Annotated in this window: 11 protein-coding genes and 1 other RNA gene; 3 read left to right on the forward strand and 9 right to left on the reverse strand. The window is 52.8% G+C overall.

Going from position 1 to position 16,813, the window contains the following annotated elements; genetic code table 11:
* Nucleotides 1-6: 6 nt before the first annotated feature.
* The 9 genes from AC1W8Y_RS00990 to AC1W8Y_RS01030 form a co-directional block, all read right to left on the reverse strand.
* A complete protein-coding gene (locus tag AC1W8Y_RS00990; protein WP_482012584.1) occupies nt 7-1,053 on the reverse strand; it encodes an ABC transporter substrate-binding protein in 1,047 nt (348 codons plus the stop codon).
* A gap of 111 nt (nt 1,054-1,164) precedes the next feature.
* A complete protein-coding gene (gene recR / locus AC1W8Y_RS00995; protein WP_482012585.1) occupies nt 1,165-1,773 on the reverse strand; it encodes a recombination mediator RecR in 609 nt (202 codons plus the stop codon).
* Nucleotides 1,773-2,099: a YbaB/EbfC family nucleoid-associated protein gene (locus AC1W8Y_RS01000; RefSeq protein WP_482012586.1), complete on the reverse strand. Its 327-nt coding sequence runs from the start codon at nt 2,097-2,099 to the stop codon at nt 1,773-1,775. Before AC1W8Y_RS01000 ends, recR begins: the two co-directional genes overlap by 1 nt.
* Before the next feature lie 26 nt (nt 2,100-2,125).
* Nucleotides 2,126-3,985, reverse strand: coding sequence for a DNA polymerase III subunit gamma/tau (dnaX, locus tag AC1W8Y_RS01005; RefSeq protein WP_482012587.1), 1,860 nt, complete (start codon nt 3,983-3,985; stop codon nt 2,126-2,128).
* A gap of 28 nt (nt 3,986-4,013) precedes the next feature.
* Nucleotides 4,014-4,111: signal recognition particle sRNA small type (gene ffs, locus AC1W8Y_RS01010), an RNA gene on the reverse strand.
* A 19-nt stretch (nt 4,112-4,130) separates the two neighbouring features.
* Nucleotides 4,131-7,538 carry a UvrD-helicase domain-containing protein gene (locus tag AC1W8Y_RS01015; RefSeq protein ID WP_482012653.1) on the reverse strand — a complete coding sequence of 1,136 codons (3,408 nt, stop codon included), beginning with the start codon at nt 7,536-7,538 and terminating at the stop codon, nt 4,131-4,133.
* Nucleotides 7,525-10,233, reverse strand: a complete 2,709-nt coding sequence (locus AC1W8Y_RS01020; protein ID WP_482012588.1) for a PD-(D/E)XK nuclease family protein — start codon at nt 10,231-10,233, stop codon at nt 7,525-7,527. Before AC1W8Y_RS01020 ends, AC1W8Y_RS01015 begins: the two co-directional genes overlap by 14 nt.
* 179 nt (nt 10,234-10,412) lie before the next feature.
* Entirely contained in the window at nt 10,413-11,624 is a 1,212-nt protein-coding gene (locus AC1W8Y_RS01025) for an MFS transporter (protein ID WP_482012654.1), read from the reverse strand.
* Between the two features lie 352 nt (nt 11,625-11,976).
* Entirely contained in the window at nt 11,977-12,744 is a 768-nt protein-coding gene (locus AC1W8Y_RS01030) for an IclR family transcriptional regulator (RefSeq protein ID WP_482012589.1), read from the reverse strand.
* Between the two features lie 81 nt (nt 12,745-12,825).
* On the opposite strand from AC1W8Y_RS01030, the gene AC1W8Y_RS01035 reads away from it, so the two are divergent.
* The 3 genes from AC1W8Y_RS01035 to AC1W8Y_RS01045 are packed head-to-tail and all read left to right on the forward strand — an operon-like array spanning nt 12,826 to nt 16,813.
* Nucleotides 12,826-13,818 (forward strand): Bug family tripartite tricarboxylate transporter substrate binding protein, encoded by a 993-nt coding sequence (locus AC1W8Y_RS01035; RefSeq protein WP_482012590.1) that lies wholly within the window; start codon nt 12,826-12,828, stop codon nt 13,816-13,818.
* Nucleotides 13,819-13,873: 55 nt separating this feature from the next.
* Nucleotides 13,874-14,671: an enoyl-CoA hydratase/isomerase family protein gene (locus tag AC1W8Y_RS01040; RefSeq protein ID WP_482012591.1), complete on the forward strand. Its 798-nt coding sequence runs from the start codon at nt 13,874-13,876 to the stop codon at nt 14,669-14,671.
* Nucleotides 14,672-14,680: 9 nt separating this feature from the next.
* The gene (locus AC1W8Y_RS01045; RefSeq protein ID WP_482012592.1) at nt 14,681-16,813 is read left to right on the forward strand and encodes an acetate--CoA ligase family protein; all 2,133 of its coding nucleotides are present in this window, start codon (nt 14,681-14,683) and stop codon (nt 16,811-16,813) included.

Genomic DNA, 16,813 nt, shown 5'->3' on the forward strand with positions numbered 1-16,813 from the left:
TGTCAGTTAGACTTTCACCTCAGGATATTTCTGGTTCGCCAGTTGGGCAAAGTCATTGGTCCATGTTTTGTCGAGATCGATTTTGGCGTCACGAACATCGTTACTGAAGGCAATTAGCGCTTTTAACGCGGTCGCAGGGCCATCGGCTGGCATCAAACCATCGGGAGACATTGCCTCCATGCACTTTTCAACTGCTTTCGTATAGAGGTCGGGTTGGCCCTGAAAGTAGCTCGATGGTAACGCCTTAGTGATTGCCGCAGGGCCAGCTTTGACAATCCATTTATCCGCGCGCACCATCGCATTAACCAACGCCTGAACTGTCTTAGGGTTGGCGTCAATATAACTTTGCGGCAAATACAGGCTACCAGCAGGCATGTTGCCGCCAAAGATCTCCGCAGAGTCTTTCATGCGGCGAGTGTCTACAATGACCTGAATATCATTTGACTCTTCAAGTGCAGTGATGACTGGATCGAGATTAGAGATGGCATCAATATTGCCTTCCTTAATTGCTGAAATGGCACCAGCGCCTGTACCCACCCCGATATACGAAGCATCGGTCGCTTTGAGACCATTTTTCGCCAGATAAAAACTTGCCAGCATATTGGTTGAAGACCCAGGTGCGGTGACACCAATTTTCTTGCCTCGCAAGTCTGCGCCAGTTTTGAAGTTTGGCATGTTCTTTCGAGAGACTGCCAGTGTCATCATGGGACAGCGTCCCTGCAGCACAACACATCTAAAAAACTGCCCTTTCGCCTGCAGATTAATGGTGTGTTCAAAGGCCCCTGAGACCACATCTGCGCTACCACCAACTACCGCTTGTAGCGCTTTTGACCCGCCCGCGAAATCGGAAATTTTGACGTCTAAGCCTTCGTCTTTGAAATAGCCGAGTTGCTCGGCAATTGACAGTGCTTGATAGTAGGTGCCCACTTTGCCGCCCACCGCGATATGGACGCTGGGTTTTTCGAGCTTTTGCGCGAGCACCAGACCTGGCGCGAACGAAAAAAGGCTCGCTGAACCTGCTAATTTGATCAATTGTCTGCGTGAAATGGACATATCAGCCTCTCTAAATTTTTCTGTCCTTATTTGAGCATAACGTCTCTCTGATTTGCCTAGCCGTTTACCCTTAGGGAAATCGCAACCCACGCTTAACCTCGCGAGACTGGTCTAGGTGGGTTTTCGCTCCATGAGCGCCCACGCAACCGTGCCGGCATCGACATATTCGAGTTCACTGCCCGCTGGCACCCCTCGCGCTAGACGAGTGACTTTTAATCCCTTAGATCTCAAGGCTTCGGAGAGGTAATGAGCCGTTGTCTCACCTTCCGCGGTGAAACTGGTGGCAAGAATGACTTCTTTGACGACACCGTTCGTCGCTCGCGCCAGCGCGCGGTCAAAATCGAGTTCAGTGGGGCCCATGCCTTCAAGGGGCGCCAGGCGCCCCATCAGAACGTAGTACAACCCGGCGTAGCCATGTGTCGCTTCAATCGAGTTTTGGTCAGCGGGTGTCTCAACAACACAGAGCAAGCTTGAATCACGTTCGGGGTGCTGACAAGTACCACACAGGGTGGATTCGGTGAAACTATTGCATTGTTCACAGTGACGAAGTTGCGCCACTGCATGACTCAGTGCAAGGCCAAGGTGTTGCGCGCCCTGCAGATCGTGTTGCAACAGATGGTATGCCATGCGGCTCGCCGTCCGCTCACCAACACCAGGCAGGCGACGAAGCGCTTCGACCAAAGCCAACAGCGATTGAGGCTCTGAAAGACGAGACACCATCAGAACGGCAACTTCATCCCGGGGGGCAATGGCATTCCGGCAGTCACGGACGCCATTTTTTCGCTACTGGTTGCTTCCGCCTTACGCAACGCGTCGTTGAATGCGGCCGCTACAAGATCCTCAAGCATATCTTTATCATCCGCTAACAGCGTGGGATCGATGGTGACACGTTTGACGTCGTGTCGGCAACTCATTGAGACTTTCACCAGACCACCGCCGGAGGCGCCCTCAACGAGCATGTCAGCCAGCGCGTCTTGCGCCTTTTTCATGTTTTCCTGCATCTGCTGCGCTTGTTTCATCAAGCCAGCAATTTGTCCTTTCATCATGATTATTTTTCCAGATAAGATTGAAGTTACTGAAGTGTCGGGCCAGGTTGAACAGATCCCGGTATCACCTGAGCGCCAAATTCTTTGACCAATACTTGTACAAACGCATCCTGTTGCACAATATCCTCTGCAGCTTTCTGGCGGGCGTTCTGCGCAGCAACATCGATGGCGTGGGCAGATAGCCCAGACCCAGCCCCAATTTCAAAGCGCAATTGCACGTTGACACCGAAATAAGCTGACAAGGCAGATTTCAGCCGATCAACAGCGGCCCCCTCAGACAACGCTTTCGTCGCCACTTTAAGGGTCAACGTGTTACCCGAAACGCTCACGAACTCAGATTGTCTGGAAAGTTGAGCCGCCATGCCAGACAGTTGCAATGAGGCCGATAAACTAGCCCAAGGCTGATCCATTTTGATTGCCACGTCAGCCAGATTGGACGTTGGTTCAACTATCTGTGCTTCACCAGCCGGTGACATGGTCGCGTCGATGATCTGCTCGATGACAGGATCTGTCGCAGCCTCAATCGTGTCTTCAAACGCAGCAGTTACCCACGCAGGTGGTTCGTCTTGAGCTACCTCTGAAATGACCTGCGCACGAGGAGGAGGTGGCACCTCTTGCCTGGGTGTGGCTTGCGTGGGTGCGGCTTGCGTGGGTGCGGCTTGCGTGGGTGTGGCTTGCGTGGGTGCGGCTTGCGTGGGTGCGGCTTGCGTGGGTGCGGTTTGCGGTTGCGCGGGGGCAGGCGACTGAGCCTCAGCCGCAACGACGCTCGAGTTGCCCGTCGTCGCACGAGTGTCTGCTGATGGATCTGAATAAAGCGACAACATACGCAAGCATGACATCACAAATCCGGCATACTCATCCGGCGCAATCGCTAACTCAGACCGGCTATGTACGGCAACGGTATAAAAGAGTTGAACGGCATCGTGAGGCAACACTTGCGAAAGCCGGCGGATATCATCGGTCAAAGGATCTGACTCGTCAGCCACTTTACCCACTCTTTGTGCAATGGCAATACGAGACAACAGTATTGCGAGATCGGCCAGCGCTGCCCGATATGACAGCCCCCGGGTGGCCAATTCATCAGCAATTTCGAGCACAGCCCCGGCTTGCCCAGCACGTAAGGCATCGAGCAGACGAATCAAATGTTTTTGATCGATTGTCCCCAACATCCCTCGAACAGAGACCTCGGTCAAGTCGCCTGCGCTATAGGCAATAGCCTGATCCGTCAAAGACAGTGCATCGCGCATTGATCCAGAAGCCGCTTGACCGAGCATGCGCAACGCTGGTAGCTCAAACGGGATATTTTCTTGCCCCAAGACAAACTGCAAATGCCCAACAATTGACTCACCCGACATTTGCTTGAGATTGAACTGTAGGCAGCGTGAAAGCACAGTGACCGGGATCTTTTGCGGATCAGTCGTTGCCAAAATGAACTTGACGTGTGCCGGCGGTTCTTCGAGGGTCTTTAACATGGCGTTAAACGCATGCCCGGTGAGCATATGCACCTCATCGATCATGTATACCTTGAAACGGCCAGAGCTCGGGGAATAGACGGCTTGCTCAAGCAACTGTGTCATCTCGTCGACGCCACGATTAGAGGCAGCATCCAGTTCGACATAATCAATGAAACGACCAGCGTCGATTTCGACACAAGCCTGACAGGCGCCACAGGGGGTGGCCGTAATGCCGATTTCACAGTTCAGGGATTTAGCCAGAATTCGCGATAACGTGGTCTTCCCGACCCCACGGGTACCGGTAAACAACCAGGCGTGATGAAGACGTTGGGTCGTGAGGGCATGCGTGAGCGCCCGCACAACGTGATCCTGGCCAACCAGGGTCTCAAAGGTGCGAGGGCGCCACTTACGGGCTAAAACGAGATATGACATGGGCGTTGCTTAACACCGACAAAAAGAGGGAGGCGAGCCTGACTTCGGCACTAACTCTGCACGACTATGGCTGCTTCGTTCCCGACCTGACCAGGTTTGCCGCCGAGCCATGCGAAGGGGCCCGCCAGCCAGCATTCTAACAGGGCTAATCCATTTCTACCCAAAGATCATCTATCGGGAAGTACAGGGCAGCCTTCGCCGGGCGTCCATCAAACGCAAAGAGCTGTTCACAGTATCGTTGCAACTGAGGTTTATAGCGGGCAAGCATTTTTTGTTCAAACACTGACACCGGCTCTGCTTGGGCAGGTCTGCCGGTTTTGTAGTCCACAACCAACCAGTGATCGCCTGCATCCAGCGCCAGATCCATGATTGAAACTTTACCTGTTTCATCGAGCAAAGCCCACTCACGTCTTGCTGCCATTGATCCAAGTAAGCGTCGCCCACGATCATGGGTCAACATCGCCTTCAAAATTTCGACAACTTCTTGGGCCCCGATATTCGACTGTTCAGGGCTTAATCCACTGGCGCTCAACTGACGCGCAATCGTCTCGGCCTTGCCGACGACGCGTTCGGTCGTCCAGCGTCCAAGACCGCTCTCGCCGATATAAGCCAACCATTCGTGCACGACGCTGCCAACCAGCCTTTCGCGACCCGGTTCTGCCCCCCAAACAAACGCTTGGTTGTTCTTACGCATACCGTTGTCGTCTTGGTCAACAGGAGGTCTCGCGGGCCCTTGCGCCAACGGCATCACTGGGACGATCGCTCGTCGCTGCAGCGTAGCTACGCGATGGAATGGCATTGGCGCTTGGATATCCTGCGTCTGTTGCTCAGGCGATGGCTCAGGTTGCTGAACAAACGGCCACAACCTTGCCAGCAAACTCGACGCTTCGGGTGCTGCTACCATCGTCGAGTCCTTAGGATTGACTTTTACCCGAGCAACCAAATGAAGTATCTTTTTGGCGCGGGTCGCCGCGACATACAGAAGCCGGTCTACCTCATGACTTGCGCGACGTTTTTCTCGCTGTCCCAAAAAATTGGAGTACGGGTCAGCCGTATCCTCTGCTCTGGATTTGATGGGGCCAACGAGCAAACGGCCATCAACGTTTTCAACTCGCACGAGCGGTGTGTCATCACCTTTTGCCTTTTCATGCAAGCCAAAAAGAATCACGGTGTCAAACTGCAATCCTTTAGATTTATGCATGGTCATCACCTCGATGACACCCTTAGATCGCCCATCGTCTAACGCGTCAGCATTTTGCTCATCTGACGATGCATACAACTTGGTCAGGCGCAATTCAAAGACGTCCAGATCCAAACCACCGTAGGGGGCAAGTCGTTCAATCAGCCTGAAGACACTTTCTGCGTCGCTTAGATCACCCGATTGTCGAGCAAGCCCTGGCCCGCCGAGCTGCAACCAGACGCGTTGTACCTGACGAGCAAACACTTCCGCGGTCTCTTCGCGAACCGCTGCAATCAAGACTTGGCCAACAAACACCAGCCTGGCGTATTGATCTGGCTCAAGTAGTTGCTCGGCCCGGCTAAGACTCGTATCACGATCTTTCGCCAACACATCTTCTAAAATATCAATCACGGCTCGCCTGTCGCCGGCAAACAAAGCGTGTAAGCTCGACAGGGTCAATCCGCAATACGGTGACCGCAACACAGCCAACCACGCCGCTCGATCACCGACGTGGCAAAGCGCACGGACGATTTGTACAAGGTCAACAACATAGGCCCTTTGATTCAAGGTGACTAGTTCGACAGCCCGATAAGGCAACTTCTCTTTGGCCAACAGTTCAGTAGCGCCGCGCAAGTTAGACCTCGTCCGCACCAAAATTGCCACGGGGTGCTCGCTATCAGGCGCAGCCGCCAAAGCTCCTTTCACCAGACCAATAAGCTGCCTCGTCGGCGCTTGAATATCATCCGAAATAATGAAGTGTTCACGTACCGCCGGCTCAGCATCACCTTCATTGAAAGCAACCGACGGCGCGTACTTGATGGCACCACCCAGCAGATCATCTTGTTTAGGGAAAACGTTGGTGAACATCGAATTCACCCAACTCACGATGCCCGCTCTGGACCGAAAATTATCGGTTAACTGCAATGGCGTGAGCTGCAAATCACCCAAACCCTCGTCGCGTACTTTTAGAAACAGGCCGACTTCGGCTTTACGAAACCGATAGATCGATTGCATGGGATCACCAACTAAAAACAGCGTCCGGCCGTCACCCTCCTGCCAACCAGAGGTAAGTCCCTTTAGCAACTCAAGTTGGGTGTAACTGGTATCTTGAAACTCATCGATCAGTAAATGCCGGATGCTCGAATCAAGCTTCAGCAGCAGCTCAGTGGGATCTTCTGCATGACCCAGCGCGTAAAGCGCTCGTTGTGCGATCTCTGTAAAATCCACCTCGCCGAAGGCTGAAAATCGGATATTGAGGTGAGCGACAGCTGACCACAGGCATTCAAACTGAGCCTTGAGGATCTCCCACTGCGCCTCAGAAAACTTTGCATCAACCAGGTGATCCAATGCATTCAGGGCTTGTGCCCATGCTGGCTCGTCTCCACCGCCGTTGCTGGCTAGCCAGGCGTTAAAGTCCCTGCAATAGTCCGTCTTAGGTTCAAAGCCATGCCTCGCATTGATGACTTTTCTGACGGTGCCTGAGCCTGTGATCAGCAATTCAGCCAAGGCTCGCCAACGAGGCAAATCAGAGCAATCAGTTCTGAACGCTTGCCCATCCCAATCCTGCAAACAGTGCAGCTGCTGGTAGGCCGCTTGATATTTTTCGCTGGTCGACAGATTGGCCACCGCTTGCCGAATCAAGGGGGCTAGTTCTTGCGCGTACCCCATCGGCATCAAAGCGGGGATATTTGAGAGTTCTTCATTAACTGCTTGAGCGAAATGATGCTCTAACGTGGTTCGGTCCTTGTCGTCGAGCTTGGTCGGTAACAATGTCATCCATTGATCTCTTTGCGAGAGCATTTTTGCCACAGCACTGCAGGCCGCCTGAACGTCTACATCCATGTGGTCAAGCAACTTGGCGACCGAAGGTTTGCTGTCGACGGCGTTAAAGACCTCTGTTGCAGCCGCGAGATAGTGCTCATTAGGGTCCTCTGCAACCCTAGGCATCCCACCCAGCCCAGACCGCCAAGGCATGCTGCGCACCAGACTTGCACAGAGCGAGTCAATGGTTTTAATTGACAACCGCGCTGGGTGGTCAAGCAGCTGCCAGCATTGTTCTTCGCTGCGTGCCAAGGCAGCCTTTGCCAGGGTGAGGCTGCGTTGCTCATAGCTGGTTTTAGGTTCAACGTTGTCACGCGCAAGCTCTAATTTTTTGAGCACCCGCGCGTGCATTTCCGCAGCCGCCTTGCGCGTGAACGTGATCGCAATGATTTCTTCGGGTCTGGATGCGGTCGCTAACAGCGCGAGAATTCGATCCGTCAGTAATTCGGTTTTGCCCGAACCAGCAGGTGCCTGGACAATAAAAGAATATCTAGGGTCAATTGCCTGCGCACGAGCCAGCGCATCTTGCGGTTGCTGCTCAGCCATCTGCATCCTCATCGCGATCATAGCAACGCAGTAAGGGTTTGATGTCGCAATAGGTCAGGTCATCTTTACCCAGGGATTCATTGCGTGCGCAGCCTGAAACGAACTCTTGAATCAGCACCTGAACATCTTGCTGCAACTTGGTCATCGCGCTTTCCCAGTTTCGACCCGAAAACTCTTTTTCGTGAGGCAAGACAAGCAAGCCAGCAATGCCAATATCAGCACTCGCTAGCCCTGACACACTTTTCGTCTTATCACGATCGATGTCGTGCGTTTGTTTTGAATGTATTTGCACCAGCATCAGGGCGGCCACGCTCTTAGCATCGTTGGCTTGTTCGACCAAAATACCTGCGTAAATTGGCAATTGAACATTCACCGGCCGCTCACCATCCCAATCCTTCAGCACAGACGTCAAGACACTACTCGACTTGTAATCAATGATGACTTGCGTGCCATCTTCCAGCAAATCAATCCGATCAATCACCAGCTCAAGTTGGTGAGCACCGAGACTCAACTGTTGAGTCACTTCAACCCCTTTTACTTGAAACGGAACACGCTGAGACTCTATTTCAAGCCATTGACGAATCAACGGAAGGTCTCGTTCGATTTCCATTTGTTGCAAGCGCTTGGGTAGTTGAGCTAAAGCTGAGTGGGCCGCCTCAGTCGCAATGTCTCTTAATAAATCATGCAGAGAATCGTCAGCAATACGACTGCTTAACGCATTTTGATCCTTTAATTCTGACCAAAGCCGCTCAAGCACTTTGTGAATGAAGCTGCCTCGTATCGTTTTAGATGGCACTTCAGCGTACGGCTTTAGCCCTTTAACGCCGAGACGATATTGAAAAAACGCCCACAACGGATTGCGTGCCTGGGTCACTAGTAAATTAGCGCCGCCTTTAATCTTCTCGCCGTCCGCAACGGCCGGCCCTTGTTGATCTTCAAACGTTTCTAATTCCAGCAGCACGCTTTGAGCAGAAGCCTGGATCCAGTCGTTCTTAAATTTGATAGCTCGCTGAAGAACGGGTGACGGCCGAAGTTCTCGCTCGCCGTCGCGGCTGGCACAACTGGTCATGATGACCGGCGCCACAGAGCAGAGGTGTTCAAACATGCGTTGAGCCCATTGAAGTTCACGCTCAGCCGTTGATCTGGGCGCTGAACTTCGAGACAGTGCCGACACCGGAATAAATGGGTTTGGATTGGGCGCTGCAGGAAACGCTTCGTCTGACAATCCCAGTAGCCACACGGCATCCCAATCCCCACCCTCAGCTTCCAGCAAACCAAGTACATCCAACCGGGAGGCAGCATCGTGTTGCGGTTGAAATATACTGGCGCGCGCCAAACGACTCAACCAAGACAGTGCCTCATGGGCATCAATGGCCCCAAGCGTCGCACTCAACCGAGCGAAACGATCAATTAACGTGTCGAGCGCTTCTGTTACTTGGTAATTCACAGAACTTTGTGTTCGTTCCCCGGGGAAGCCGAGCAACCCCAGCGTGCGACGGAATCGTTGCCCCCAACCCAGGCAATTCATCCGCGTTTCACCGTTCTGCCACTGCTGAAACGCCATATTCCAACCAGTAGCCAGCTGTTCGGCGACTTCAATGTGCTTTTGCCAGGCTTGCAGCGTGATGCTGAGCTCTTCAGCATTGCGCCAGCGAACGTCAATCGCAGCGCGAGTGCCGGCTTCAGCCGCATGGCCTGCACAGTGCCCCACCAGTAAGGCAGCACCTAAATCCCTTGGGGATGTCGTCAAGGCAGTAGAGAACTGTGCAAATGTTTTAAGCCATAACAACATAGCTCGGCCCAGCACCCATTCGCTCAGCGGTCTACCCACTGCAACGTTATAGGGTAGAACGCCCACGTCTGTCGTAAGTACATCGTCGAGCGTGCGCCTTGCGTAGGGTGCGTCCATGTCAAGACTGACAGCGATGATTGCAAACTTTCCCTGGGGATCAGATTGCAGACGTTCTTTTGCCCAGCGAGCAGCTGCCGTCCATTCATCCTGATGTGTTTCAAGCACTATACAACTTGGCGTTTGGACAACGCGCGCTCGTTCTGTCAGCCTTCTTAACGAAACCCCTTGTGCTTGCAACGCAGTTAGTACGTCTACCATCCGAGGCGAAAGCTCGGAAAAGCCAGCCAAAACAAGCGTTTTAGGCAAGCCTATAGCCCGCGCTTGAATCAATGACAATACCCGTTGAACCAAGGTATTGCGATCAAGCGCGCCTATCGAATGAAGCTGCTGACGATAACAGTCCTGCCAGCGACAGAACGTTTCATGCTCTTCAGTGCTCTCCTCTGCTGCGACTTCTATCGCCCAATCATCGATCAGCGTATCTGCCTGTTGAGCTAACTTTGCAGCTTGATTGACATCCAACAATCGTTGTTCGCCCTCTGCCTCTTCAATCGTCTTCACCCATAGCGCCAGTGCCCCAAAGCTATCAAGAACGGCTGCCGGTGAAGCTAAGTCAGCCTCAAAGCTTGCCTGTCTCAACAGGTGAGGCAACCAATTTGACCAAGGCATCACGGTAGGTACTTCGATGACTGTGCCGGGCGTTATCATCGTAGCAGCCATGGACGTCCTCAAGCGACGACTCTGGCGATTGTTAATGGTGAGGACGACGGTCGATCGAGCCGTATCGCCTGTCAAGGCATCAAGCTCAACGTCGCCCAGCATCGCCAGATCCACACGCAAATCGGTCATCTTAAAAACCGCACATCGATGCGATGCTATCCCAGTGAAGGCTCATTTCAGGGCTGGTGTACGCCCACAGACCAACGGCAAGGACCAACGACAACAACAGATAACCGGCAAAGTGAACCCAGCTTTTCTTTACCTGTTCACGATCTAGGTTTCTCACTCGCATCGGTACACGCAGCGGACTAGGCCATGACCGAGGAGGGTTTAACGCCGAGTGGCTTTTCTCGGACGGGCAGGCAAAGGACAGCAGCCATCAATGCCAGTGCAATGCCCATCCACCAGACTAAATCATAGCTGCCCGTTACCGCCTGGATACGACCGCCTAACCACACCCCAGTGAAGCTGCCGAGTTGGTGGCCAAGAAAAACAATGCCAGATAACGTCGCGGCAAATTGCATACCGTAAATTTGTCCGATTAAACCTTGGGTCAGCGGAACAGTGCCGAGCCAAAACAATCCCATCCAACCAGCGAAGACATAGACCACCCAAACGCTCATGGGCATACACAATATCCACAGAATACCCAACGCTCTCATCGCATAAATAATCGCGAGCAGGTTTTTCTTACTGTAGATACCACCCAGCTTGCCGGCACTAAACGAACCTATCACGTTGAATAGGCCAATCAATCCAATGGCTACCGCACCTGTCCCAGCATTGAGACCCGCGTCGACGACGAAGGACGGAAGGTGCAGCGTGATAAAGGCCGTGTGAAATCCACAAACAAAATAGCCCCAGAAGATCAAATGAAAACTCGGGTGCCTGAATGCTTGTTTAATTGCTGACAACATGGATTGCCTAGGCCCCGAACCCTCTGCTTGCTCTGGCTTACCTCTCAAAAACCATGATAAAGGCAAAGACACAGAAACAAACAGGGCCAGAACCCAGTAAGCACCCGTCCATTCAAGATTCGTGATCAGGAACTGACCTGTCGGGACCACCAGAAACTGGCCTAACGAACCACCCGCGCTCGCAATCCCCATCGCCGTGCTTCGTGAAGAAGGCGCAACCGTTCGGGCAATCACCGGAAGAATAACTGCAAACGTCGTCCCAGCCTGCCCGAGACCCACCAGAAAACCGGCACTCATGTAGAGCTGAGTCGGCGTCATCGCAAACCGACTGGCGATCAAACCGACGGCGTACAGCGCGCCACACATCGCGATCGTGCGGCCTGAGCCGAGTCGATCCGCCATCATGCCAGCACCAATTGCGCCAAACCCCCACGTCAGGTTTTGCAAAGCGAACGCCATCGAAAAAATCTCGCGCCCCCATCCATGCGCTAGCCCCATGGGCTGAATGAACAAACCAAAGGTTGCTCGCGTACCCATTGCCATCAGTACGACCAGGGTTCCCAGCAAAATGGTGCGAAAAGGCAACGCTGTTTTCGATGAAATCATAGAGATGATGCTCAGAAGCGGAGAATGGATCTGTTAACAAAGTTGAACAAAGTGTTACAACTCGAGCCGAGCTAGCGCTGGCTTACAGCATCATACTGAAAACAGCTGCAGAATGGCATGAAGCCATGCTAACGGGTCAGGTTTTCGACAAAATGCTTGCCTAGAAACCCCACCAAACCCATCAAAGATCCGTAATTTGCTGTCATCAACCAAAAGAACGTTCGGTCGATGGCCTTGTGAAACTCGGCCTGGCTGGCCTCGAATACTTGACGCAAGGCATCCTGTCAATACATGGACTCATGATCGAAAATCCGCAACGCTTGTATCGCTTAACCGCTTAACGTGATCGTTAATCTCGGTGCAACGTGGTTTCTATTTTATGTTTTAGTTCGAGCAAATCCGACGCATAAATCTCAATCCCGTCTTTCAGCATCCGATCAGGCGATGTGCTTAAATTAAGTGAAGCCCGCACACCATTTAACAGCCGAACGGGGGTTGAAATTGCCGAAACTTCGGGCAACCAAGACGCCGTGCAATAGCCCTTGTTAGCAACAGACTGTATTGCGTTGCTGATTTCATTCTCGATGTGAATCCAGTTTTTTAGTTTTTGTCGCCTTAGTGCTGCCAATAGTTCGGCCCTTGAGCGCGGATCTAAGTGCGCAATCCAAGCCTGACCCAGCGACGTTCGTTCGATGGGTACCCGCTGACCAGACGCGACCGTTCGCAGCGCCACACTTCTCGTGTAGCGAATCGATTCAAGGTAAACCATTTCAAGACGATCCGCGACCGCGAGGCCGACGTTTAATTTTAAGCTTTCTGACACGGTGCGCATTAACGGTTCGGCAACGGCTAAGGCGGTTGACGCCGTCTTAAATGCACGCGCCAGACTAAGTACAGGGGGAGCCAACCGATACGCAGCCTGCTGTGAGTCGTGCTCTAAAAACCCCGCTTGAACGAGTGTTTGAGTTAAGCGACTAACCGTTGAGGCTGGCAGACCCGTTCTTTCTGAAATCTCACCGTTTCCCAGCAAACCCATCCCTGGTTTGAAGCAACGCAGGATTTCGATCCCTCTGAGAAGCGATCGGTTGGCGGTGTCGTAGTCTTTTTTTAATTCCATCTGGTGGAATTAAATCATAGATTCTGTTCGACAAAGCCGCATACTGACAGCACATCCTTTGAACAACTTTACTGATCGAGAATGAGCTTGTCTTTCTTCGCGCTACTTCGTCATATTTGGCAGAGTCTTTTGGTGCTCGCAACCTCTGCGGTCACTACCCTGGCATTGGCTGCCTATCCCGACCGCCCTATTAAATTGATTGTGCCGTTTGCCGCAGGAGGCGGTACCGACCTGATAGCGCGTGTGATCGGTGGCGCCATGACCGACGAATTGCATCAAACCGTCATCATTGAAAATAAGCCGGGCGGCGGCACGATTATTGGCACTGACGCGCTCGCGAAGAGCAAGCCCGACGGATACACCCTAGTCATGGCTACCTTCGCCCATGCCGTTAATTCAAGCCTCAAAGCCAAATTGCCGTACAGCCAAGATAGAGATTTTGCGCCCATTTGCTTAATCGGCATCTCGCCCAACGTTTTAGTGGTGGCCACTGCCAGCCCCTATCGAACGGTCAACCAATTGCTAGCGGCTGCAAAAGCGAATCCAGGGAAACTATCCTACGCCTCTCAAGGCAGCGGGACGTCTGCACACCTTGCAGGAGAATTGTTTGCCTCCCTCTCGGGGACGACGTTATTGCATGTTCCGTACAAAGGCGCCGCTCCAGCGTTGACCGACTTAATGGGGCGTCAAGTCGATATGATGTTCGCGACCTCCTCGGCCGTTGGCAATTTGATCGAGTCAGGCAAGCTACGTGCACTCGGCGTGACAACAATCGATAGATCATCCAGTACAGTACTAGCCAAAGTACCCACGATTGCTGAAAGTGGCGTACCGGGCTACTCGGCGGGCAGTTGGTATGGCGTCTTTGCGCCTGCGGGTACCCCCCAGGACGTGATCGATCGACTGAACACCGTGATTACCCGGGCAGCGCAGTCCGGCAATTTCAAAAACCAGGTGGAAAGCGAAGGACTCGTGATTAAAACAGGGACACCCCAAGATTTCGACCAGTTCGAGAAAGCCGAAGAGGTGCGTTGGCGAGCAGTCATCAAAGACGCTCACATCACCGAAGACTAACCCGCACATCATTGAACCCAAATTCAAAACTGAACCAATCACTGAAGGAATTGAGATGAGCTTCACCCTAATTGATTTGACCGTGCAAGAGGGTATCGCCACACTTTATCTAAACCGGCCTGACAAGCGCAACGCTATGAATGACGATATGCGAAGTGAACTTATTGAGGCGCTGGAAATGATTACCGCCACCAAAGATATTCGTGCGCTGGTGCTCACTGGACGGGGCAAGGGGTTTTGTGCAGGGGGAGACATCTCAGGCATGGAAAAACGCATGAAAGCGCCTCCCGGCGAGATCGGTTTCAATGGCTGGCACCGGCAACAACGTGTCCATCATGCGGTGTCTCTGTTGCATACAATGCCCAAGCCCGTCATTGCGGCCGTCAACGGATCTGCCTCGGGTCTGGGTGCTGATACCGCGCTGGCATGTGATTTTATTATTGCCAGCGAAGCCGCGAATTTCACCTGGTCTTATATCAATCGCGGCATCATTCCTGATGGCGGCGGGATGTACTTTTTACCCCGACGCGTAGGCTTGGCAAAAGCGAAGGAGTTGATTTTTTCAGGTAAGCCAGTCGACTTTGATGAAGCGTGCCGTCTCGGTCTTATCGATCGCATCGCGAGCGCAGGGACGCTTGTGCGAGACGCTCAAACATGGGCTGCAGAATTAAGCAAGGGGTCACCGACGGCTTTGGCGCTGGGCAAAACCATTCTCAACCAAACGTTCGAGACGACGTCAGCTCAAGTCTTTGCTCAAGGCAGTCAGGCCCAGGGCATTTGCTACACAAGTGCTGAACACCGAGCTGCGGTGATGGCGTTTTTAAATAAAGCCGCAGTGGCCAGTCAAGCATAGGGTCGTGACATGACGGACGCAGTCAGAAAGCTCATGGCGCCAAACAGCATTGCGGTCATTGGCGCATCAACAGATCCCAAGAAAACAGCTGGGCGCCCGATCGCCTATCTGCAAAAGCATCATTTCAGGGGCAAGATCTATCCCGTCAATCCGCGTGTTAAAGAAATTGCCGGGCTGGTTTGTTACCCAGACATAGGTTCACTACCCGAAATACCTGACGTTGCGATCATCTTGGTGGGAACCGATAAAGCCCTGAATGCTGTCAGCGAGTTGGCCGCTCTGGGGACGCAAGTAGCGATCGCACTAACCAGTGGCTTTGCAGAGCATGGGCCAGAGGGTCTAAAGCGACAAGAGGCGCTGGTTGCCGCTGCGGGCAGCATGAGGATTCTCGGACCTAATACGATAGGCATGGTCAACGTCACTGACGACATCCCGCTATCGCCGAGTAGCGCCCTTGAAATGAGTGATTTCCCCAAAGGCTCAGTCAGTGTGATCTCGCAAAGTGGTGGCATTTTGGGGTCATTGCTGTCACGTGCCGCTGCGGCAGGGATCGGCCTCGCCAAGTTGGTATCAACCAGCAATGAAGCTGATCTGGGTTTAGCCGATTTCGTTGATTATCTGACGGATGACCCGCACACAACCGTGATTTTGTTATACGTCGAAAGCATTCGACGTCCTCAACAATTTCGGGCTGCGACACTCAGAGCTAAGCAGGCCGGCAAGCCCATCGTTGTCTACAAAGTTGGGAAATCAGAAGCGGGCATGAAAGCCGCGATTTCACATACAGGCGCGTTAGCCGGCACCGACAAAATGTACGATGCACTCTTCAAAGAGGTCGGCATTATCCGTGCAGAAAAATTCTCTGATTTCTTAGATATCCCAGCTGCGTTGACCTCAGGCCGAGTCCTTGCGGGCAATCGCATTGCCATCCTCACATCGACAGGAGGCGCTGGTACATTGGTGGCAGACAGTTTAGGCCTAAACGGTTTTGAAACACCGGCGCCAGATGAGATCACAGCAGAGCGCCTGCGTGCCTTACAACCAGGCGATCAAGCCGTGCTGGATCGCAATCCCATTGACGTTACCTTGGCTGGACTACAACCCGACCTTTTGCGTGGTGCGATTCGTGCATTATTGGATAGCCCGAACTACGACGCGTTGATTCTCATCCTTGGTTCATCCAGTTTAGCCATGCCAGATCTCATGGCGAGCGCGGTGCGGGATTGCATGGCAACCAGCGACAAACCGGTGATCGCCTATGTCAGTCCGCACTCACCGGTGGCAGCCGCATTGATGACCAAGCAAGGGATTCCAGCGTACACCCAGCCAGAAAGTTGCAGTGTCGCGTTAAAGAGCATGTTGCACGTGCATCAACTGAAAGCGGGTATCACCCTCAAACCGCGCTTGGCTCAGTTGCCTCCACGGTTGGATAAAGCATCTCTGGGCGGCTCGCTTAATGAGCATGAAGCAAAGCAGCTGTTTTCCCTCTTCGGCATCCCAAGTGTCAGAGAAGCGGTTCTTGACGCAGCGAATCCACACATGCAGTCTCTGCAAGGATTTAAAGGTCAACTGGTGCTGAAAATAGTGTCCAACAGCATTCTGCACAAAACCGAGGTGGGAGGCGTCGCATTGAACCTCGAGGTGGAGGATATCCCGGACCGAATGGCGACCATGATTTCTGACGTGAGAATACGTGCTGGGGTTAATATCGACCAGGTCTTGGTTCAAGAAATGGCGCGAGACGGCGTCGAGTTTATGATCGGTATGCACCGCGATCCTCTGGGCACAGGCATTTTGGTGGGCATGGGCGGCGTTACCGCTGAGCTTTTCAATGATACGAGTATCAGATTGCTCACCCCCGGTACCGTGCTACAAGAAACTGAGGTGCTCGATATGCTCAAGGGGCTCAAAACATGGCCTCTTTTGAATGGTTATCGCGGCAGGCCAAAGTGTGACGTCATGAGCTTAGTGCGAGCAATCGTTCAGTTTTCAGAACTTGTGAGCTGTTTGGATGATCATTTGATCGAATGCGAAATCAACCCACTTTTTGTGTTCGCTGAAGGCAATGGTGTCAAAGCGGCTGATGGTATTGCCATTTTTAAATCGTTCGCAATCAACGCAGTCGTCTCAAAAAAGGGATAA

It is taken from the genome of Jezberella sp. (assembly GCF_964834465.1).